General features: G+C 66.8%; 17 protein-coding genes. 5 read left to right on the plus strand and 12 right to left on the minus strand.

Annotated elements, in window-relative coordinates; genetic code table 11:
- Positions 1-40: 40 nt before the first annotated feature.
- The 6 genes from pyk to gap all read right to left on the minus strand — a co-directional run bounded on the left by pyk (position 41) and on the right by gap (position 9342).
- On the minus strand, positions 41-1507 hold the full coding sequence (pyk, locus tag ACEPA4_RS15995; protein WP_005418863.1) for a pyruvate kinase: 1467 nt from the start codon (positions 1505-1507) through the stop codon (positions 41-43).
- A gap of 178 nt (positions 1508-1685) precedes the next feature.
- On the minus strand, positions 1686-2339 hold the full coding sequence (locus tag ACEPA4_RS16000) for an HAD hydrolase-like protein (protein WP_065185301.1): 654 nt from the start codon (positions 2337-2339) through the stop codon (positions 1686-1688).
- On the minus strand, positions 2336-3511 hold the full coding sequence (locus ACEPA4_RS16005; RefSeq protein WP_065185302.1) for a phosphoglycerate kinase: 1176 nt from the start codon (positions 3509-3511) through the stop codon (positions 2336-2338). The genes ACEPA4_RS16000 and ACEPA4_RS16005 overlap by 4 nt, the downstream gene beginning before the upstream one ends.
- A gap of 655 nt (positions 3512-4166) precedes the next feature.
- On the minus strand, positions 4167-5543 hold the full coding sequence (locus ACEPA4_RS16010; RefSeq protein ID WP_065185303.1) for a DUF3999 domain-containing protein: 1377 nt from the start codon (positions 5541-5543) through the stop codon (positions 4167-4169).
- A complete protein-coding gene (locus ACEPA4_RS16015; RefSeq protein ID WP_374082889.1) occupies positions 5540-8212 on the minus strand; it encodes a DUF2339 domain-containing protein in 2673 nt (890 codons plus the stop codon). The genes ACEPA4_RS16010 and ACEPA4_RS16015 overlap by 4 nt, the downstream gene beginning before the upstream one ends.
- Positions 8213-8337: 125 nt before the next feature.
- A complete protein-coding gene (gene gap / locus ACEPA4_RS16020) occupies positions 8338-9342 on the minus strand; it encodes a type I glyceraldehyde-3-phosphate dehydrogenase (protein ID WP_005418885.1) in 1005 nt (334 codons plus the stop codon).
- A 192-nt stretch (positions 9343-9534) separates the two neighbouring features.
- Between gap and ACEPA4_RS16025 the strand changes: the two genes are divergently transcribed.
- The 3 genes from ACEPA4_RS16025 (at position 9535) to ACEPA4_RS16035 (ending at position 12220) form a co-directional block, all read left to right on the plus strand.
- A complete protein-coding gene (locus tag ACEPA4_RS16025) occupies positions 9535-10164 on the plus strand; it encodes an OmpW family protein (RefSeq protein ID WP_005418891.1) in 630 nt (209 codons plus the stop codon).
- Between the two features lie 425 nt (positions 10165-10589).
- Positions 10590-11408, plus strand: coding sequence for a S1/P1 nuclease (locus ACEPA4_RS16030; protein ID WP_065185306.1), 819 nt, complete (start codon positions 10590-10592; stop codon positions 11406-11408).
- Between the two features lie 11 nt (positions 11409-11419).
- The gene (locus tag ACEPA4_RS16035; RefSeq protein WP_005418893.1) at positions 11420-12220 is read left to right on the plus strand and encodes an MBL fold metallo-hydrolase; all 801 of its coding nucleotides are present in this window, start codon (positions 11420-11422) and stop codon (positions 12218-12220) included.
- A 53-nt stretch (positions 12221-12273) separates the two neighbouring features.
- Here ACEPA4_RS16035 and ACEPA4_RS16040 read toward each other — a convergent pair whose 3' ends face one another.
- The 3 genes from ACEPA4_RS16040 to ACEPA4_RS16050 are packed head-to-tail and all read right to left on the minus strand — an operon-like array spanning position 12274 to position 14394.
- A complete protein-coding gene (locus ACEPA4_RS16040; RefSeq protein WP_065185307.1) occupies positions 12274-12837 on the minus strand; it encodes a hypothetical protein in 564 nt (187 codons plus the stop codon).
- A complete protein-coding gene (locus tag ACEPA4_RS16045; protein WP_164230355.1) occupies positions 12834-14036 on the minus strand; it encodes a TonB family protein in 1203 nt (400 codons plus the stop codon). The genes ACEPA4_RS16040 and ACEPA4_RS16045 overlap by 4 nt, the downstream gene beginning before the upstream one ends.
- Positions 14029-14394: a BlaI/MecI/CopY family transcriptional regulator gene (locus ACEPA4_RS16050; protein ID WP_065179075.1), complete on the minus strand. Its 366-nt coding sequence runs from the start codon at positions 14392-14394 to the stop codon at positions 14029-14031. Before ACEPA4_RS16050 ends, ACEPA4_RS16045 begins: the two co-directional genes overlap by 8 nt.
- Before the next feature lie 118 nt (positions 14395-14512).
- Here ACEPA4_RS16050 and ACEPA4_RS16055 point away from each other — a divergent pair, with 118 nt between their 5' ends.
- On the plus strand, positions 14513-15070 hold the full coding sequence (locus tag ACEPA4_RS16055) for a flavin reductase family protein (protein ID WP_065185309.1): 558 nt from the start codon (positions 14513-14515) through the stop codon (positions 15068-15070).
- 34 nt (positions 15071-15104) lie between these two features.
- Positions 15105-17057 carry an acetyl-CoA hydrolase/transferase C-terminal domain-containing protein gene (locus ACEPA4_RS16060; RefSeq protein WP_065179077.1) on the plus strand — a complete coding sequence of 651 codons (1953 nt, stop codon included), beginning with the start codon at positions 15105-15107 and terminating at the stop codon, positions 17055-17057.
- 127 nt (positions 17058-17184) lie between these two features.
- Here ACEPA4_RS16060 and tkt read toward each other — a convergent pair whose 3' ends face one another.
- The 3 genes from tkt to ACEPA4_RS16075 form a co-directional block, all read right to left on the minus strand.
- Positions 17185-19182 carry a transketolase gene (tkt, locus tag ACEPA4_RS16065; protein WP_065179078.1) on the minus strand — a complete coding sequence of 666 codons (1998 nt, stop codon included), beginning with the start codon at positions 19180-19182 and terminating at the stop codon, positions 17185-17187.
- Between the two features lie 126 nt (positions 19183-19308).
- Positions 19309-19731, minus strand: a complete 423-nt coding sequence (locus ACEPA4_RS16070; RefSeq protein ID WP_227837915.1) for a hypothetical protein — start codon at positions 19729-19731, stop codon at positions 19309-19311.
- 77 nt (positions 19732-19808) lie between these two features.
- On the minus strand, positions 19809-21128 hold the full coding sequence (locus tag ACEPA4_RS16075) for a dicarboxylate/amino acid:cation symporter (RefSeq protein WP_065185312.1): 1320 nt from the start codon (positions 21126-21128) through the stop codon (positions 19809-19811).
- Between the last annotated feature and the right edge of the window lie 37 nt (positions 21129-21165).

The following is a 21165-nucleotide window of genomic DNA, read 5'->3' on the forward strand; positions in this document are numbered from 1 at the left end:
TCGGATCCGCAACGCGGCGCCGGCCCCAGGGCAGCACTACTTACAGGTCGCCCAGGCCGATGGCGCGGCCGTCCTCACCCACTTCCAGCAGGCGCAGGGTATTGGTGGCACCGTGGGTTTCCATGTGCTCGCCACTGGTGAACACGACGCGATCACCAGCCTGCAGCAGTTCCGATTCCACCAGCAGGCGGATGCTGCCGCGCGCGGCTTCGCGCGGGGTCAGGCCGCGGCTGTCGAAGTTGATCGGGAACACATCGCGCATCAGCGCCATCTGCCGGCGCGCACCGTCATGGCGGGTCACCGCGAACACCGGCGCCTTGGCCCGGAAACGCGACAGGTAACGTGCGGTGCCACCGGATTCGGTCATCGCCACGATCGCGCGCACGCCCACATGCTGCGACAGGAACATGGTGGCCATGGCAATCGCCTGGTCGGCACGTTCCAGGTTGCGCGGCGACGCGTTGAAGTCGGTCTCGGTCTGGAACTGGCGCTCGGCACCCAGGCAGATGCGTGCCATCGCCTCCACGGCCTTGACCGGGTAGGCGCCAGCGGCAGTTTCCGCCGACAGCATCACTGCGTCGGTGCCGTCGATGACCGAGTTGGCCACGTCCAGTACTTCGGCGCGGGTCGGGATCGGGCTTTCCACCATCGACTGCAGCATCTGCGTGGCGGTGATCACCACCTTGTTCTGCGCCAGCGAGGCCTTGATGATCTTCTTCTGCAGGCCCGGCAGCTCGGCATCGCCGATTTCCACGCCCAGGTCGCCACGGGCGACCATCACCACGTCGCTGGCCTCGACGATTTCTTCCAGGTTCTCGATTGCCTCGGTGCGCTCGATCTTCGACACCAGCGCGGCATCACAGCCGTGCGAACGGGCGATGTCGCGCGCATCGTTCATGTCCTGCGCATTGCGGCAGAACGACACGGCGATGAAGTCCACGCCAATCTTGGCAACGATGCCGATCAGCTCCTTGTCGCGCTCGGTCAGCGCACCCAGCGAGAGGCCGCCGCCCTGCTTGTTCAGGCCCTTGCGGTCGGACAACACACCATCGTTGAGCACGGTGTTGACGATACGGTCGCCCTGTACTTCCACCACCTGCAACTGCATCAGGCCGTCGTCGAGCAGCAGCACATCACCCGGGCCGACGTCCTGCGGCAGGCCGAGGTAGCTCACGCCCACCTCGCTGGCAGTGCCCGGGCCGGCGTTCTCGCTGGCGATCAGGTCGAAGCGGTCGCCCGCCTTCAGCTGCACCTTGCCTTCGGCGAAGCGCTCGATGCGGATCTTCGGGCCCGGCAGGTCGGCCAGGATGCCCACTTCCACGCCCACGCGGGCCGCAGCGGCACGCACTTCGGCGGCACGCTTGGCCTGGCCGGACGGATCGCCATGGCTGAAGTTCAGGCGCACCACGTTGACGCCGGCGCGGAACAGATCCTCCAGCACGCCCGGCGGGTCAGTGGCCGGACCGAGGGTGGCAAGGATCTTGGTGCGACGCTGACGCTCGAACATGGTGGATGGGCCTCTCCCGATAAAGAACGGAAATTAGCACATCCTTCACGCCGCATGTATACGGTTACAGCCTTGTGCCGCCTGACTTCGCGGGTCATGGAATGGACATCATCCGGACATACGCTGGCGCAGGGGGGCGGTTCTGTGGAGCCGAGCATGGGCTCGGCTCCACAGGAAGCTAGGCCAGCAGCGCTTCCAGCTGCGCCGGCTCACGTGCCAGTTGGCTGGCACCGGCTTCGGTCAATTCCGCCTCTCCGCCAAAGCCCCACAGCACGCCGACACTACGCAGGCCGTGGTGGCGCGCGCCTTCGATGTCCATGCACCGGTCGCCGATCATCCAGCACTGTGCAGGCTGCACCTGCAGCCGGCGCAGTGCCTCGCCGACCAGTTCCGGCTTGTGGCTGCGCGAGCCATCCAGGGTTGAACCGACGATCTCCTCGAACAGCCCACCGAACGGCAGGTGGGCGAGGATGCGGCGCGCGTGCGGCTCGTTCTTGGCGGTGACCACCGCCAGCCGGTGTCCACGGCCATGCAGCGTGCGCAGCGTGCCTTCCACCTGCGGGTACACCGTGTGCTCGCGCCAGCCTTCGACGTCGAAGCGCTCCCGGTAGTAGCCCACAGCCTGTTCCACCCGCGCCGGTTCGACGAACAACGGCGCGAAGGTGGTGCGCAGCGAAGGACCGATCCAGCCCAGCAGGGTTTCCTGCGGCGGCACCGGATGGTCCATCTTCTGCAGCGCATAGGCGATGCAGGCGGTGATGCCCACCTGCGAATCGATCAGCGTGCCGTCAAGATCGAAGAACAGCACATCCTTGCCGCGCTCGGCGCTCATGCGCCGCGCGCGTCGAGTGCGGCGACAGCCGGCAGGGTCTTGCCTTCCAGGAATTCCAGGAACGCACCACCACCAGTGGAGATGTAGCTGACGTCGCCGGCGATATCGAACTTGTCGACTGCGGCCAGGGTGTCGCCACCGCCGGCGATGGAGAACGCCTTCGAGCTGGCGATCGCGCGGGCCAGCGCTTCGGTGCCCTTGCTGAAGGACTCGAACTCGAACACGCCGACCGGGCCGTTCCAGACCACGGTGCCGGCCTTCTCGATCAGCTGCGCGTACTGCGCGGCGGTCTGCGGGCCGATGTCCAGGATCAGGTCGTCTTCGGCAACGGCATCGACCGCCTTCACTTCCGCGGCAGCGTCGGGCAGGAACTGCTTGGCGGTGACCACGTCAACCGGCAGCGGAATGTCGGCGCCGCGTGCCTTGGCATCGGCCACGATCTTCTTCGCGGTATCCAGCAGGTCCGGCTCGTACAGGGACTTGCCGACGTTGTAGCCAGCTGCGGCGATGAAGGTGTTCGCGATACCGCCACCGACGATCAGCTGGTCGACCTTGCCAACCAGATTGGCCAGCAACTCCAGCTTGGTGCTGACCTTGCTGCCGGCGACGATGGCCAGCAGCGGCTTGGCCGGTGCATCCAGCGCCTGCGCCAGCGCGTCCAGCTCGGCCATCAGCAGCGGGCCACCGGCCGCGACCGGTGCGAAGCGGATGACACCATGGGTGGAGGCCTGCGCACGGTGCGCGGTACCGAAGGCATCCATCACGAACACGTCGCACAGGGCGGCGTACTTCTTCGACAGGGCCTCGTCGTCCTTGCCCTCGCCGACGTTCATGCGGCAGTTTTCCAGCAGCACCAGCTGGCCCGGCTGCACGTCGACGCCGTCGACCCAGTCGCGCACCAGTGGAACTTCGCGGCCCAGCAGCTCGGACAGGCGCTGGGCGACCGGTGCCAGCGAATCGGCCTCGCTCCACACGCCTTCCTTCGGGCGCCCCAGGTGCGAGGTGACCATCACCGCCGCGCCCTGCTCCAGCGCGCGCTTGAGCGTCGGCAACGAAGCGGTGATGCGCTGTTCGGAGGTGATGCGGCCATTCTCGATCGGCACGTTCAGATCCTGGCGGATCAGCACGCGCTTGCCGGAGAGGTCGAGGTCGGTCATGCGGACAATGGACATGGGCAACTCTTTGGCTCGGGGACGGGATGCCGGTCTGCGGCAGACGGCCATTGTATCGGGTGCGGCTGGTGGGAGGGCCGATGCCTGCGGCAGGCAGAGGCGCAGGGCAAATGCAACAGCAACAGCAACAGCAACTGCCAAAGCGCTGGCGCTTCGTGGTGCTGTGAGTGGGCCGGGGTGGTGTGGGCTGGCAGGGGACGCCGTGAATCCATCCCTGGAGGCTTGGCAGCCGCATCCATGCGGCTGACACCCCTGCCAGCCCACACCGCCCCGGCCTCGACAGGCACCTGAGGTGATGCAGATGGCAAAGGCAAAAGCGGTTTCTGGTGTCGGAGAAAAATGTAGAGCCGAGCCCGTGCTCGGCTGGGTCTATCGCGAACAGCAGCCGAGCATGGGCTCGGCTCTACAAAGAGCGCCCTGCCAAGCAGCTTTTGCTCTCCTTTTTTTCTTTCCGTGGGTGGACGCACACGGAAATTGTCAGAGGCCGGGCGGGGTGGGTTCGCGGGGGTGCCAGCCGCATGGATGCGGCTGCCAAGCCTACAAGGACGTACTTGCGGCGTCCCCCACGAACCCACCCCGCCCGGCCAAGCGCGGCTTTTGCTTTTGCTTTGCACGACCAACCCCACCCACGAGGGGCTGCGCCGTTCGCCGGAACCTACGCCGAAGGCGCAGGCTTCTGCCGAAGCAGGCTGAGCGCCAGGCCACCCACCACCAGTACGCCCAGGCCCAGCAACGCCCACAGCAACCACGATTTCCAATCGCGCTGCGGCTTCAGCGCCGCATCGCCGGCCAGCGGCTCCGGGCTGCCTTCCAGGCGCGCCAGTGTTGGCTGCCACGAAGGATCGTTGCGCTGCCGAAGTTCCTCGATCAGCACCCCGATCGGCGCGTCCGTGCGGCGCGCGGTCGCGCTGCCCACCGCCAGTGCGTAGGGCGCCGCGCCCTGGCTCAGGAACACCAGCACTTCCGGCTGGTAACCCAGGCGCAGCGTCGGCGCGGTGGCGGTTTCCGCCGGATTCGCCACCAGCTTCCAGTAGCGGTCGCGGTGCACGCTGCCCAGCGGCTGTGCCGCCGACTGCTGGCGCTGGCCCTGCGTACCCTGCTGCACCTGGTAGGCGATCCACGGCGCGCTGCGACGTTGCCATTCCGCACTCTCGTCATCGCGGCTGAACAGCGTCCATTGCACCAGGCTGTTATCGGTGCTGGCGACATCGGCACGTGCCACCGGGAACCGGCCATCCATCTCGAAGGTGTACTCGCCCTTGCCCGACGACGTCGGCTCCAGCGACAGCCATTCCCAGGGCAGCGTGGCCGGTGCTGGCGGCAGTTCCGCCAGTACGCCGCGCAGGGTCGGCAGGCGCGAGTCGCCCTGCGCCAGGATGCGCAGGTAGCGTGCAGCGCCGTCCACCTGCAGGCGGCGCTGCAGCAGGCGCTTGCCGGCGCGCTGCAGATCCACCAGCGGCACGTCGCGGCCAATCGATCGCCAGTGCTGCAGGTCGTCACTGGCATCCAGCTGCACCTGCGCCTGCAGCGGCTGGCCGCTGTCGGTCCAGTCCAGCACCAGTGCCGCCAGCGGCTGCTGGTCGAGCATGCTGGCGTCGATCAGCCAGCCGCCCTGCCCGCTCGCCGCTGCCCCGCCACCCACCCGCGCTTCGACCCGGCGCACGCGCCCATCGGTATCGCGCTCGGTCAGCAGCTGCAGGTCGTTGCGCTGTGCATCGGCCAGCGGCGGCAGCACGAACCACGGCAGTTCACGCTGCACCGGCGACTGCGCCAGCGGCTGGTCCGGCGCCAGCAGTGCCGACGGCAACAACTGGCTGGCCGCGTTGAACACCTGCAGATCGCTGAGATCGGCGGTTACGGCACGGCGGTAGATCGCCGGCTCCAGCACGATACGGTAGGCACCGGACTGCGCACTGGACAATGTGAGCGGCCATTGCTCGGCATACTGCGTGCGGTAATCAGCCGCCTGTACCACGACGGCGGCCAGCATGCCGAACATCGCCGGCAGCAGCGCCCTGCTCCACTTCCTCATTGCGTTTCCTCCACGGTCGGCGCCGCGCTTGGCGGTGCCGGTGCCAGATAACCCACGACCGTGCACAGCAGGCCGTAGGCGATGAACGATGCGATGCCCAGCAGGTTGCCCAGGTGCTGGCGATCGACAATAACCAGCTTGGCCAGCACCACGCCCATCAGCACGGCACCGACCATCCACAACACACGCTGGCTGCGACGCGAACCCCACACCCAGGCAATCACACCCAGCACGCTCCACAACACGGTCAGGCTGGTCTGCGCCAGGCTGAAGCGCATCATCGAGGCATTCCACGCCAGTCCACCCCATTGGTGCACGCCATGCAGCACCAGGCTGGTCAACGCGAGGAAGGCCGCCAGTGCCAGCAGCGGCATGCGGATGTTCAGCAATGCCTGCGGTGCCTCACTGCCGTACAGCCAGCGCGCCAGCAGCAGCAGGCTCAGCCACTGGCCGATCTCGGCCGGATTCAGCACCGGCAGCCACAGCAGCGGTGCGGCGTCGCCCGGCAGCAGCTGGCCCAGCAGCCAACCGATCGCCAGCAGGCCGAACAGCACGCACTGCAGCGGGACGCGCGCGCTGTCGAATGCCGCGCCCAGCGGCCAGCGCAATGCGTTCCAGCGCCACAGCGACAGCGCCGCCATCAGCAGCCACGGCAAGGTCACCAGCAGGGTCGTCCAACCCTGCGCCAGGCCGGCCTCGCCACTACCCCACAAGGCCAGCAACGAAAGCAGCGACGGCCACAGCAGCCACCACAGGAACTGCGCGATGCGGGCCACGGTATCGCCGCCTTGGCGCAGGCACAGCAGGGTACGCACGCCCAGTACCGCGAACACCGCCCAGGCCAGCGCGCCGTGGCCGGCGAACGGCTGGTGGTGTGCATCGCTCTGCATCAGGGCCAGCGGGAAGCCCAGCGCGAGCATGGCCAGCGCGGTCACGCCCAGCGCACGCGCCGGCTGGCGACGCTGCGCTTCGGCCGCCAGCCAGGCAGTGACCGCGGCCAGCACCAGCAACGCGTCCACTTCGGTGCGGTACGGGAAGAAGCGGGTGATCTCATGGACCAGGCCGCCCAGCCACCACAGCAGGCCCCACAGGTAATACACCAGTGCGACCTCATGACGCGGCCTGCGCTGGTAGCTCCACGCCGACGCGAAGCCGGCCAGGGCCAGCAACAGCGCGCCAACGGCGGTCGGGTTGATCAGGAAGCGCAGGTCTTCGTGCCAGTGGTCGCCACCGGCAACGAAGGCGAATGCGGCGCCGATCTGCAGCAACGCGCCGGAGACCTGCGGCAGCCACCGCTTCTGGCGCAGCCCCAACCACACCAGGCCAGCGCCTTCCAGTGCAAACACGGCGCCCGTGGCGCGCGCCGACAATGCCAGCGGCACCGCCAGCGTGGCGAAACCCACCGCGAGCACGGCATGCGACTGCGCCAGCACGGTGTACGACGCACGTGCGATCAGCGCCCGGGCCAACACCGCGTAGATCGCCGCCAGGCCCAGCGCGCACAGTGCCAGCGTCATCGGTTGCGCGTGCAGCATGCCTGCCTGCAGCGAGAACGCGACCAGCGGCGTGCCGAACACCAGGCTGCCATCGATCAGGTCACGGCGGCCGGCCGGCTGGCGACGCGCGTACAGCAGCGGTATCAGCAGGTAGAACACGAAGAACAGCGCCAGGAACGGCTCAGTGCTGCTGAACTTGTCCGGTGCGTACTGCAGCACGCCCCAGAAGGTGCCGATGCCGAAGGTGAAGGCGAAGCCCAGCAGGTTCAGCGCGCGCCACGGGCGGAACCAGGCGATGGCGAAGATGCCCGCATTGAGCACGGCGTAATAGCTGAACAGCCCCACGTGGTTGCCACTGCCGGTGGACAGCCACAGCGGTGCCATGAAGCCGGCCAGGATGCCCAGTACGGCCAGCGTGCGCGAGTTCTGCACCACCGCCAGCACGCACAGCCCGGCCACAAGTGCGATCGAACTGGCAAAGGCAAAGGCCGGCGGAATCAGGTCGAAGCGCTTGAACGCCGCGAAGATGGTCAGCAGCAGTACGCCGATGGCACCGCCCTGCAGCGCCAGGGCAAACAGCCGCCGGCGTTCACGCTGGTGCCAACCGAAGGCCAGCAGGCCCAGCGCAGCCACGGTGATGCCGGCAAGGCGCAGTTCGATCGGCAGCACCAGCCAGCCCTGGTCGCTGACGTACTTCAGCAGCGCTGCGACACCGGCCAGCAGCACCAGCATGCCGATCTTGACCGGCACGTTGCCTTCGGTGAACCAGCGCTTGACCGCACCGATGCCACGCTCGATGACATTGGGCAGTTCCGGTTCGGAAGGCAGCGGCGGCTGCACCGGCACCGGCGGCACCGGCGGTGGCGCAGCAGGACGGGGGACAGGCACCTCGGTGGGCGTTGCTTCGCGCACCGGTGGCTGCGGGGGCTGAGGCGCAGCAGCAGCGGCGGCCGGCCGCAGGAACGGTGGATCGGCGCTGGCAGCAGGTGCGGCCACAGGCCGTTCAGGCGCGGGTGCGGTGGCGGCCGGCCTGACGGCGGCCGGCGCGGCGGCCATCGCGCTTTCCAGCGCAGCGACGCGGCGGCGCAGGCCGGCAATCATCACCAGCGCGACCACCAGCAACAGCGGAATGGCCAGAAGAACCAGTACGACCAGGGCTATCAGTGCTTCCATTGCGTGCTTCCAATGCGATCCCGCGCCCCAGCGGCGGCGGTCGACCGCCCCATGCTACGACAGGGTGGGTCCCATAAACGACGAACCCCGGCCAGGCCGGGGTCCGTCTGCGATCTACACCGGCCTTACTTGGCGGCGATGACCTTGGCCATTTCCAGGCACTTGTTGGAGTAGCCCCACTCGTTGTCGTACCAGGTCACCAGCTTGACGAAGGTGCCGTCCAGGGCGATGCCGGCGTCGGCGTCGAACACCGAGGTGCAGGTCTCGCCGCGGAAATCGGTGGCCACGACCTTGTCTTCGGTGTAGCCGAGGATGCCCTTCAGCGCGCCTTCGCTCTGTGCCTTCACTTCAGCGCAGATCTCGGCGTAGGTGGCTTCCTTCTCCAGCTCGACGGTCAGGTCGACCACCGACACGTCCGAGGTCGGGACGCGGAAGCTCATGCCGGTCAGCTTCTTGTTCAGTTCCGGGATGACCACGCCGACGGCCTTGGCCGCACCGGTGGACGAGGGAATGATGTTTTCCAGGATGCCACGGCCGCCGCGCCAGTCCTTGTTGGACGGGCCATCGACGGTCTTCTGGGTGGCGGTGGCCGCATGCACGGTGGTCATCAGGCCGCGCTTGATGCCCCACTTGTCATTGATGACCTTGGCCAGCGGAGCCAGGCAGTTGGTGGTGCACGACGCGTTGGAGATGATTGCCTGGCCAGCATAGGTCTTGTCGTTCACGCCGAACACGAACATCGGCGTGTCGTCCTTCGACGGGGCTGACATGATGACCTTCCTGGCGCCGGCATCGATGTGCTTCTGCGCGGTTTCCTTGGTCAGGAACAGGCCGGTGGCTTCCAGCACCACGTCGGCGCCGACTTCGTCCCACTTCAGGTTGGCCGGGTCGCGTTCCTGGGTCAGGCGGATCTTCTTGCCGTTGACCAGCAGGTCGTTGCCCTGCACCGCTACGTCGGCCTTGAAGCGGCCGTGCACGGAGTCGTACTTGAGCATGTAGGCCAGGTAATCCGGCTCCAGCAGATCGTTGATGGCCACGATTTCGATGTCGTCGCCGAAGTTCAGCACCGCCGAGCGCAGGACGTTACGCCCGATGCGACCGAAACCGTTGATACCAACCTTGATTGCCATTTCTCAAGCTCCTGCAGCCGCGACGGGTGCGGCGGGATGGATAGGGCCCACAAGTCTAGCAGGCCGGGGCTGGCCACCGTGGGCCAGGCCGGGCCGCCAGCAGGTCGGCGGACAGGATTTGATCCGGATCAAAGCGTTAGCGCGGCGTGAGGCCGAGACTGTCGCCATCCACCCAGCAACGAGAACACCCCCATGCGCAAGACCTCCTCCCTGATCGTGGCCAGCCTGGCCGCCGCCCTGTCCCTCGCCGCCGCCCCGGCCATGGCCCAGTCCAAGGGCGACTGGACCGTTTCGGCCGGCGTGCACCAGGTGGCGCCGAAGTCGAACAACGGCTGGCTGGCCGGCGGCACCCTGAAGGTCGACGTCGACAACGACGTCAAGCCGACCATTACCGGCGAGTACTTCATCGCCGACAACCTGGGCATCGAAGTGCTGGCCGCACTGCCGTTCAAGCACGACATCAACATCAACGGCCTGGGCCGTGTCGGCAGCACCAAGCAGCTGCCGCCGGTGGTGACCCTGCAGTACCACTTCAACAGCAAGGGCAAGGTGTCGCCGTTCGTTGGCGCGGGCGTGAACTACACCACCTTCTTCAGCGAAGACACCACCGGTGCATTGGCCGGCAGCAAGCTGAAGCTGCAGGATTCGTGGGGCCTGGCCGCGCATGCGGGCATCGACTTCGCGATCGGCGAGAAGGGCGCCCTGCGCGTGGACATGCGCTGGATCGACATCGACAGCAAGGTGAAGTTGAACGGCGAGAAGATCGGCACGGTCAATATCGATCCGCTGGTCTACGGCGCTTCGTACGTCTTCAAGTTCTAAGCGGTGTGTTGATTGCGGGGGCTTCGCCCCCGCTCCCCCGCTGCACGCAGAAACCCTCGCAGCATGTTGCCCCGGTGATTGCCGGGGCTTTTTTGTGCCTGGGACTGAAGCGGTTCCGGAGCTGGGGCGAGGCGGGGAGCAGAGCCTGTACATCCGAGGCGTAATGGTTGCCTGCAATTGCAAAAGGCGGATTTTGATCCTGCATTTGTTCTTGATGTTGCCTTTGACGTTTGCATCCGCCTCCGCAGCCATGTTGGATGGGGCTGCAGGGGCAGGCGCTGCGGGACCGTCCGCGGCATGAATGCCGCGGCCGAGCTTACAGGGACGTACTTGCAGCGTGTCCCGCAGCGCCTGCCCCTGCAGCCAGCCCCCAGCAGACAGGAACGCGCCGCTCTTCAATCCACCTACCCCGCTAGAATATGTGCATGAAAGCCCTGCACTCCCTGTTCCTCGCCGCCACCCTGGTGCCGGCCCTGCTGTCCGTCTCCGCCCCCGCCCATGCCTGGGGCGCGCAAGGCCACCGCCTGGTTGCCGAAGTCGCCGACGCCCGCCTCAACCCCGCCGCCCGCGCCGAAGTGGACCGCCTGCTGGCCACCGAAGCGGACGCCACCCTGGCCAGCATCGCGCCGTGGGCCGACCAGCTGCGCGCCAAGGACCCCGGCCTGGGCCGTCGTTCGGCCGGCTGGCACTACGTCAACATCGCCGAAGACGACTGCCATTACGAAGCACCGAAGCACTGCAGGAACGGCAACTGCATCGTCGAGGCCCTGAAAGCACAGAGCGCCATCCTGGGCGACCGCAGCCTGACCGATGGCGAGCGCCTGCAGGCACTGAAGTTCGTCGTGCACCTGGTCGGCGACATCCACCAGCCGATGCATGCCGGTTACGCTCATGACAAGGGCGGCAACGATTTCCAGCTGCAGTTCGGCAACCGCGGTACCAACCTGCACTCGCTGTGGGACAGCGGCATGCTCAACACCCGCAAGCTGGACGACGCCGGCTACCTGCCGCTGCTGCAGAGCCAGCGCGCGCCGAAGCTGGCGCGCCAGTCCAACCCGCAGCGCGACCCACAGACCTGGGCCGAGGCCAGCTGCCGCATTTCCATGCAAGCTGGCGTTTATCCGGCCACGCGTAAAATCGGTGACGAATACACCGAGCGCTACCGGCCGCTGGCCGAAGCGCAGCTGCGACTGGCCGGCGAGAACCTGGCGCAGTTGCTGAACCGCGTGCTCGGCACGCGCTGAGGAGAATTCCGATGCCGGTCCAGGTGCAGTCGTTCTTCCACCGTGACAGCAATACCTTCAGCTACCTGGTCAGCGATCCGGCCAGCGGTGAGGCGGCGCTGATCGATCCGGTCCTGGACTACGACCCGGATACCGACGCCAGCAGTGAAGCGCCGCTGCATGCCGCATTGCAGGCCATCGAGCAGCAAGGCCTGCAGCTGCGCTGGCTGCTGGAAACCCATGCCCATGCGGACCACGTGTCGGCCGGGCGCCGGCTCAAGCAGCGCTTCCCGCAGGCCACGCTGGCCATTGGTGAAGGCATCCGCGCGGTGCAGGCCACGTTCGCGCCGCGCTATGGCCTGCAGCTTCCGGCCGCCGATGAGATCTTCGATCACCTGTTCAGCGACGGCGAAACCTTTGCCATTGGCGAGCTGCAAGGACAGGTGATCGCCGTGCCCGGCCACACCAGCGACAGCATCGCCTACCTGATCGGCGATGCGCTGTTCACCGGCGATTCGCTGTTCATGCCCGACGGCGGCACCGCACGCTGCGATTTCCCGGGTGGCGATGCCGCGCAGCTGTATCGCTCGATCCAGCGCCTGCTGGCGCTGCCCGATACCACCCGGGTTTTCGTCTGCCACGACTACGGCCCGGGCGGGCGTGATTTCGCCAACGAAACCACCATCGGCGAACAGCGCGCGCACAACATCCACGTGCATGACGGCGTGGCCGAGGCGGAGTTCGTCAGCGTGCGCCAGGCCCGCGATGCTACGCTGGAAGAACCGAAGCTGATGCAGCCGGCGGTGAAGGCCAACATCCAGGGCGGGGCCTGACGTACGCCGGGCAGAGCCCGGCGCCATCGGTTTCCATCACGGACCGCGAGCGTTCATTTTCCCTGCGTGCGCACCACATGCTGGCCCTTCACAATCTCGAAGGTGAAGGCGTACTGCAGGGTGACCGCCACCGGCTCGACCCGTTCGGCGCCCCGGCAGTCACCGCGGTCGGCAGGCACCTTGCCAGCCGCGAAGTGGCAGACCGCTGCGGACGAGTACTTCCACATCGCCACGGCCTCCTGCGCAGCCTGCAGCAGGGGCGCATTCTCGCCCGCAGCACCTGCCGCGCACTCCGGGCGATCGGTCAATGGCAGGCTGCGCTCGACGACGCCGTTGGCATCAACCACCACCTGCAGGCAGATCGTGGTCGGCGCCAGTTCCGCACGCGGGTCACGATCGCCGACCTCCGGGTCCGGTGCCGCGTACAACTGCGGCATCCGGTAGCCCTCGGTCGCACCCAGCGAATACGCCTGCAACTGCCCACTGCCACCGCCCGCCTGCGGCTGCAGTCGCTGGTGGCCGACATTCTCGCTGCGGGTGTGCACGGTGGCCAGCCGTTCCTGGCTCGCACACCCCACCATCAGCGCTGCCACCACGAGCAGCGGCGCGGACTTCACTGGGCGTCCTCGCTGTTGTCCATCGCAAAGGTGATCGGAATCTTCACTGCGCCTGCCACCGGCTTGCCGTTCTTCATCGCCGGCCGATAGGTCCAGCTGCGCGCTGCGGTGATCGACACCGCGTCGAACACGCCCGGATTGGTGGCACTGAGCACCCTGACATCGGTGGGTTGGCCGCTGGCATCCACTTCCACGCGCAGGTTCACCACGCCCACCTGGCGCTCCTCGACCGCGGATTTCGGATAGGAAGGCGGTGGCATCTTGACGACCTGGATCTCCCGATCCATGACCGCCGCTGCCGGGCGGCCAGCCATCGCATCGCCCTGGCTGGCCCACGCTACTGCGCCCATTCCCAGGCACAACCCGACGACCAGCACCTGCCCCGATACCCACGGCAATGCCTTCCGCTTGGACTGCTTCAACATGGCGATACGCTCCTTCAACACGGGTTGGCTGCGCCAATGGCAGACCGCTGGCGCAACCGGGTGGACCAGCTGCGCCTTCAGCAGCGTGCTGGCGTAAAGCCCGCGCAGCGCAGGCTGCGGGGCGATGGTGCGGGCATCGCAGGCCAGTTCCTGGTCGCGCAGGAAGCAGCGTGCGGCCCAGGGCACCAGCGGGTGGAACCAGAACACGGCACGCATAAGCAGCAACGCACCATTGGCCCAGTGATCGCCATTGCGGCGGTGGCTGCGCTCGTGCAGCAGGATCAGGCTCTGTTCCTGCGCGCTGAACTGCTGATCGAAGTCAGGACCGACCACGATGCGCGGCCGCCACAGCCCGACCAGCGCGGGCAGGCCGGGGTCGCCACTGGCCTGCCAGCTGCCATCGGTGCGCGGCGTCAGCGGGCCCATGCGCCGTTCGAAGCGACGCTGCGCGCGCAGGTCGCGCAACAGGCAGGCACCTGCGCCCGTCGCCCACAGCGCCAGCAACAGCCCACCCCATGGCAGCGACGGCCGGCTCAGCGCATCGATGGCACCGGGCATCACTTTCAGCGGCAACGTCGGTACCTGCTGCAACAGCGCAACCTGCGGCAGCGGCAGCATCAGCGCCAACAGCAGCATCGGCAGCAACCACCAGCTGCGATAGGCCAGTCCAACGCCACCCAGCCGCAGCAGCAACGGACGCAGCACAGCCAGCATGATCACGCCTGCCGCCAGCCACAGGCTGGCCTGCCATAGTCCGCCGAGCAGCTCAGTCATGATCCAGCTCCTGGATCAGCTTCTTCAGTTCGGCAATGTCCTGCGCGCTCAACTGGCCACGTTCGCTGAAGTGCGCCACCAGCGGTGCCACGCGGCCTTCGAAGACACGGCCGATGAAGTCCCGGCTCTGCGCCTCCACCCACGCCTGACGCTGCAGCAGCGGCCGGTACAGGTAACGCCGGCCATCGCGCTCAGCGGCGATGGCGCCCTTGGTCAGCAGGCGGTTGAGCAGGGTCTTGATGGTCGGCTCGGCCCAGTCGCGGTGAGCCAGCGCAGCCACCACATCATCGGCGCTGCGCGGTGCCTGCTGCCACAGCACCTCCATCACAACGGCTTCGGCTTCGCTGATCGGGATCATTGTTTACATCCGTAATCGATAATCTGATTACGCGCGTAATCGAACCTCCTGTCAAGCCCCTCGACTCCGGATTCATCGGCTTTGCGCCAGCATCGAGCACTCCCGGCCGAGGCTTCGAATGAAAGCGCTTCCCAAGAAGGAATTCCCGGTCGAGCAGGCCCGACGCTTCCTCGAACCCGGCCCGATCGTGCTGGTCAGCACCGCCTGGCGCGGCCAGCGCAACCTGATGACGATGGGCTGGCACATGGTGATGAGCTTCTCGCCGTCGCTGGTCGCCACCTACCTGTGGAATGAAAACCACAGCCATGCACTGGCCGTCGGCAGTGGCGAGTGCGTGATCAACGTACCCGGCGTGGAACTGCTCGATACCGTGGTGGACATCGGCAACTGCAGCGGCCGCGAGGTCGACAAGTTCGCCCGTTTCGGGCTCGATGCGCTGCCCGCGCGCGAGGTCGGTGCGCCGCTGGTCGGGCAATGCCACTCGAACTTCGAATGCCGGTTGTACGACGACAGCCAGGTGGCGTCGAGCAACCTGTTCATCTGGGAGATCGTGCGCGCCCATGTTGCGTCCCGGCCGAAACTGCCGCGCACGGTGCATTACCGCGGCGACGGGCAGTTCATGGTGTCCGGCGTGGAAGTCTCGCGTCGACGGCGGTTCAAGCCCGACATGCTGTAATGCCCGCACTCCCCCGCACGCAGGACCGCCACGCATGACCGAACACCTCACCGACCTGGACGCCGCCGTCGACTGGTTGTTAGCGCGCGTGGACGGGCCGCTGCGGATCGGGGCACCGCTGGCGCTGGGCAAGCCACATCGGCTGCTCAACGCCCTGTATGCGCGCGTCGAGCACGATCCCTCACGGCCGCTGCAGCTGTATACCGCGCTGTCGTTGAATCCGCCGAAGGCGCGTGGCAACGGCCTGGAGGCACGCTTCCTGGCGCCGTTTGCGCAGCGCCACTTCGGCGACGATTTCCCGCGCCTGGCCTATGCCGATGCGATCGCGCGCGACGCGTTGCCAGCGCACGTGCAGGTGGAAGAGTTCTACATGCAGTCCGGCGCCCTGCTCGGTTCGCGGCAGGCGCAATCCAGCTATACCAGCCTGAACTACACCCACGCCGCCGATGCGGTCGCTCAGCGCGCACCGCAGGTGATCGTGCAGAAGGTGGCGATGCGGCCGAATGACCGCCGGCTTTCGCTGTCGTGCAACAACGACATCACCCAGGACACGCTCGATGCGATGACCGCGCGCGGCCTGCCGCGCCCGTTGCTGATCGCCGAGATCGATCCGCAGCTGCCCTACCTGGCCGGCTCGGCGACGGTCGATGTGTCGTTCTTCGATCTGGTGATCACCCCACCGCCACCGTACCCGGCGCTGTTCGGGCTGCCGCGGCAGCCGGTCGGCGATGCCGACTACGCCATCGGCCTGTATGCCAGCACCCTGGTGCGCGACGGCGGCACCCTGCAGATCGGCATCGGCACGCTGGCCGACGCGCTCAGCCATGCGCTGGTGCTGCGCCACACCGACAACGCGCGCTACCGCCGCGTGCTGCATGCACTTGATCCGCAGCTGGCCAGCCACCCGCTGGTGCAGGAGATCGGCGGCGTGGACCCGTTCGAAGTGGGACTGTACGGCTGCAGCGAGATGCTCAACGAGGGCTTCCGCAGGCTGGTGCAGACCGGGGTGATCAAGCGCAAGGTGCACGACGACCTGGCGCTGATGCAACGCATCGAAAATGGCAGCACGCTGTCCATCGACCATGCCACCCTGGCCGCCGAAGGCGAGTACCTGCACGGTGCGTTCTACCTGGGCTCACCGGAGTTCTACGAGTGGCTGCGCACGCTGCCGGAAGACGAATGCCGTGCGATCGGCATGCGCCGCATCAGCGAGATCAACCAGCTGTATGGCGGTAACGAGGCACTGGAGCGCCTGCAGCGCCGCCATGCGCGCTTCTTCAATTCCTGCATGATGGCTACCGCGCTCGGCGCGGCGGTATCGGACGCGCTGGACGATGGACGCGTGGTGTCCGGCGTGGGCGGCCAGTACAACTTCGTGGCGATGGCACATGCCCTGCCGGAAGCGCGCAGCGTGCTGATGTTCCGTGCCGCACGCGATGACAAGGGCCACCGGGAATCGAACGTGCGCTGGAACTACGGCCACACCACCATCCCGCGCCACCTGCGCGACATTTACCTCAACGAGTACGGCATCGCCGATCTGCGCGGCCTGACCGACGAAGACTGCGTGCATGCGATGACCGCGATCACCGAAGCGCCCTTCCAGGGCGATCTGCTGCAGCAGGCACACGCCTCGCGCAAGCTGCTGGCGGCGTCCCAGCCCGACCCGCAGCGCCAGCAGCGCAACACGCCGCAGGCACTGGCCGCGGCACTGGCCCCATTCCGTGCCGATGGCAGCCTGCCGGACTACCCGCTGGGCAGCGATTTCAACGAGATCGAGCAGGTGCTGGTCAAAGCGCTGGCGTGGCTGAAGGCCAACACGCAGACCCGCAGCGACAAGCTGCGCACCGTCTGGGCAGCGCTGCGGCAACCGGCCGGCGACGGCGATGCGGTGTACCTGCAGCGCATGGGCCTGCAGGCACCGAAAGATTTCGCCGAACGCCTGGACGCGCGGCTGCTGCGCCTGGCACTGGCACGCACCGCCTGAAAAAAGGGTACGGCGGGAATCAAGTCGTTTGTGCACATACGACTTGATTCCCTCCGTCCCCTTTTTCTTCCGGCAACGAGAAAGGCCGGCTTGCGCCGGCCTTTCCTTCATCACTCCATGTCGCCGCTTACAGCGCCTTGGCGGCCTCCACCACGTGCGCCGTGGTGATGCCGAAGTGCTTGTACAGCTGGTCGGCCGGGGCCGAGGCACCGAAGGTGTCGATACCGATCACGGCACCGTCCAGGCCTACGAACTGGCGCCAGAAACCGGTGACGCCAGCTTCCACGGCCACGCGCTTGCGCACCGCGTTCGGCAGCACCGATTCACGGTAGGCCGCATCCTGGCGCAGGAACACGTCGGTGGACGGCATCGAGACCACGCGGGTCTTGATACCGGCCGCATCCAGCTGGGCCTTGGCTTCGGTAGCCAGCGAGACTTCCGAACCGGTGGCGATCAGGATCACGTCCGGGGTACCGGCGGCATCGGCCAGCACGTAACCGCCGCGCTCGATCTGCTTGATCTGCTCGGCGCTGCGCGGCTGGTGCGGCAGGTTCTGGCGGCTGAACACCAGGCAGCTCGGGCCGTCCTGGCGGGTGATCGCGGCCTTCCAGCTCACGGCCGACTCGACCGCATCGCACGGGCGCCACACGTCGTTGTTCGGGATGTAGCGCAGCGAGGCCAGGTGCTCCACCGGCTGGTGGGTCGGGCCGTCTTCGCCCAGGCCGATCGAGTCGTGGGTATAGACGTGGATGGCGTGGGCCGGAATCAGCGCGCTCATGCGCACGCCGTTGCGGGCGTAATCGCTGAACACCAGGAAGGTGGCGTCGAACGGAATGAAGCCACCGTGCAGGGCCAGGCCATTGGCGATGGCGGTCATGCCGAACTCGCGCACGCCGTAGTACACGTAGTTGGCGTTGGCGTCGTCGCTGGCGACCGACCTGCTGCCCTTCCACAGGGTCAGGTTGGAGTGCGCCAGGTCGGCCGAGCCACCGACGATTTCCGGCAGCAGCGGCGCATAGGCTTCGATGGCCAGCTGCGAGGCCTTGCGCGAGGCGATCGTCGGGCCCTCTGCGGCCACCTGGGCGATGTAGGCATCGGCCTTGGCAACGAAGTCGGCCGGCAGCTCGCCATGCGAGCGGCGGGTCAGCTCAGCCGCCTCCGCCGGATACTGGCTGGCGTACTTGTCGAACAGCTGTTCCCACTCGGCCTGGCGCAGCGTGCCGGCGCCATTGGCGCGCCAGCCGTCGTAGATCGCCTGCGGGATCTCGAACGGGCCGTATTCCCAGCCCAGCTGCTTGCGGGTGGCTTCCAGCTCGTCCTTGCCCAGCGGAGCACCGTGGCTGGATTCCTTGCCCGCCTTGTTCGGCGAACCGAAGCCGATGGTGGTGCGGCAGCAGATCAGGGTCGGCTTGTCGCTCTGCGACAGCGCGGCCTCGATGCCGGCCTTGATGCTTTCCGGGTCGTGGCCGTCAACATCGCGGATCACGTTCCAGCCATAGGCCTCGAAACGTTCCGGGGTGTTGTCGGTGAACCAGCCCTCGACGTTGCCGTCGATGGAGATGTGGTTGTTGTCCCAGAAGCAGACCAGCTTGTGCAGACCCCAGGTGCCGGCCAGCGAGGCCGCTTCGTGCGACACGCCTTCCATCAGGCAGCCATCACCCATGAACACCCAGGTGCGGTGGTCGACCACTTCCAGCTCCGGGCGGTTGAAGCGCTGTGCCAGCAGCTTCTCGGCCAGGGCGAAGCCCACGGCATTGGCGAAACCCTGTCCCAGCGGGCCGGTGGTGGTTTCCACGCCCGGGGTCTCGTGGCGCTCCGGGTGGCCGGCGGTGTGGCTGCCCAGCTGGCGGAACAGCTTGAGCTGCTCGATCGGCAGGTCGTAACCGCTCAGGTGCAGCAGCGCGTACTGCAGCATCGAACCGTGGCCGTTGGACAGCACGAAACGGTCGCGGTTGAACCAGTGCGGGTTGCTCGGGTTATGGCGGAGGTAGTCGTTCCAGAGGACTTCGGCGATGTCGGCCATGCCCATGGGCATGCCGGGGTGGCCGGACTTTGCGGTTTCAACCGCATCGGCGGCGAGGAAGCGGATGGCGTTGGCCAACTGGCGACGGGTAGGCTGCGTCATGGTTCTGTCGGAATCGGGAGGCGGCCGCGGACGTGCGGGCGGCCTATTGTCCCACAGACGCGGGGCCGGGTTCAGGCGTAGGACCAGATCCCTTGCCAGTGAAAGGGATCTGGTCCCGCCAACCCCTTACTTGGGCGCGGCAGCCTCGATCACGCCACACATCGACTTCTTCTGGAAGTCCTCGCCAGTGGCGTAGGTGGCCGGGGTGGTCTTGGTCACGGTGATCTTCGAACCCTTGCCCTCGGCTTCAACCAGCACGTTCCACGGCAGGGTGGTCTGGCCACCATTGAACTGGACGTTCTGTTCCAGGGTCAGCATGCCCAGGTCCTTGTCCACGCTGGCCACCTTCAGGCCCGACTTCACGCCCTCGATCTGGATACGCTTGAGAGCGTCGGCCGGGGTAACGTTGGGCACCACGTCCCAGGTGGTGAAGGTGCGCCCGGCGAAGAAGCTGCCGGTCTTGGTGTAGTTGGTTTCACAGGCCTTCTGGGCACTGGCGTCGAAAGCCAGCAGGCCCAGGGCGGCGACCATCACGTACGAAATCCTCATTTCTGCTCCCTTTCGCACGGCGCCAATCCCGACGCCTTCCATGCGTCGGGATAGTATCCATGGCATTCAGGGCGCGTTCAATCGAGGGGCGTGCCCAGCGCCGGTCCGTCATGCGACTCGCCCTTGGCCACCAGCGTGGTCAGGGCCAGGTCGCCGGTCACGTTCAGGGCGGTACGGCACATGTCCAGGAAGTGGTTCACGCCCAGGATCAGGCCGATGCCCAGCGGATTCACACCGACCATCGCGCAGATCATCGCCACCACCGGCAGCGAGCCCGACGGCACACCAGCAGTGCCGATGCCGCCGAGGATGCAGACCGCCATCACCATGATCTGCTGGCCAATGCTCAGGTCCACGCCAAAGAACTGGGCCAGGAAGATCACCGTCACGCCCTCGAACAGGGCGGTGCCGTTCTGGTTGGCGGTGGCACCCACGGTCAGCACGAAGCGCGACACGCGCTGCGGCAGGCCCATCTGGTCCGCCACGCGCAGTGCGGTCGGCAGGGTCGCGTTGCTGGAGGCGGTGGAGAACGCCATCACCGTCGCTTCCTGGGTATCGCGGAAGAACGACAGCGGCGAGCGGCCAGACAGCCATACGGCAGTACCGTAGGTCACGACCATGTGCAGGCCGAGCGCCAGCACCACCACGCCCACGTACGCGCCCAGGCGGATGATCAGCTCGAAGCCGAACAGCGCGGCCAGATTGAACATGAAGCAGGCCACTGCATAGGGGGCCAAGCGGATGACCAGGTTGATCAGGGTCATCGAGATTTCAAACACGCCTTCGATGGCGCGGCGCAACGGGGCGACCTTCTCGTTGTCGGTCAGCACCATGCCGATGCCGAACATCAGCGCGAAGAACATCAGCGACAGGATCGCGCCATTGTCCGACGCGGCCTGCAGCACATTGCTCGGCACGATCGACAGCAGCATGTCCATGCCCTTCGGCGTGCCATGGATGCCAGCGACGATTTCCTTGCTGCGTTCGGCGTTCTCCGACAGCATCATCGCGGCGACCTGCGGATCCACGCCGGCGCCCGGCTTGAGCAGGTTGACCAGCACCAGGCCGATGCCCACCGCGATGCCGGACAGCAGCACGGTATACGCCAGGGTCTTCCAGCCGATGCGGCCGAGGGCGCGGATGTCGCCCATCTCCGACACGCCCATGATCAGCGCCGAGAAGATCAGCGGCACGATCAGCATGAAGATCAGGTTGAGGAACAGGCCCGACGCCGGGGTGGTGACGTAGTCCATGACCCACTTGGCACCGGCCTGCAGACCATCGACGCTGCCGCCCAGGGCGTGCACGATCAGTCCCAGGATCAGGCCGATCGCAAAGCCGATGCCCATCTTCCAATGCAGGGGCAACTTCTTCTTGTCGGCAGCAGCTGCTGTCATGCGCGGGTTTCCTCGAAAAATGAATGCACTCTAACAA

The sequence above is a fragment of the Stenotrophomonas sp. P2112 genome (genome assembly GCF_041897515.1).
Classification (GTDB): domain Bacteria; phylum Pseudomonadota; class Gammaproteobacteria; order Xanthomonadales; family Xanthomonadaceae; genus Stenotrophomonas; species Stenotrophomonas sepilia.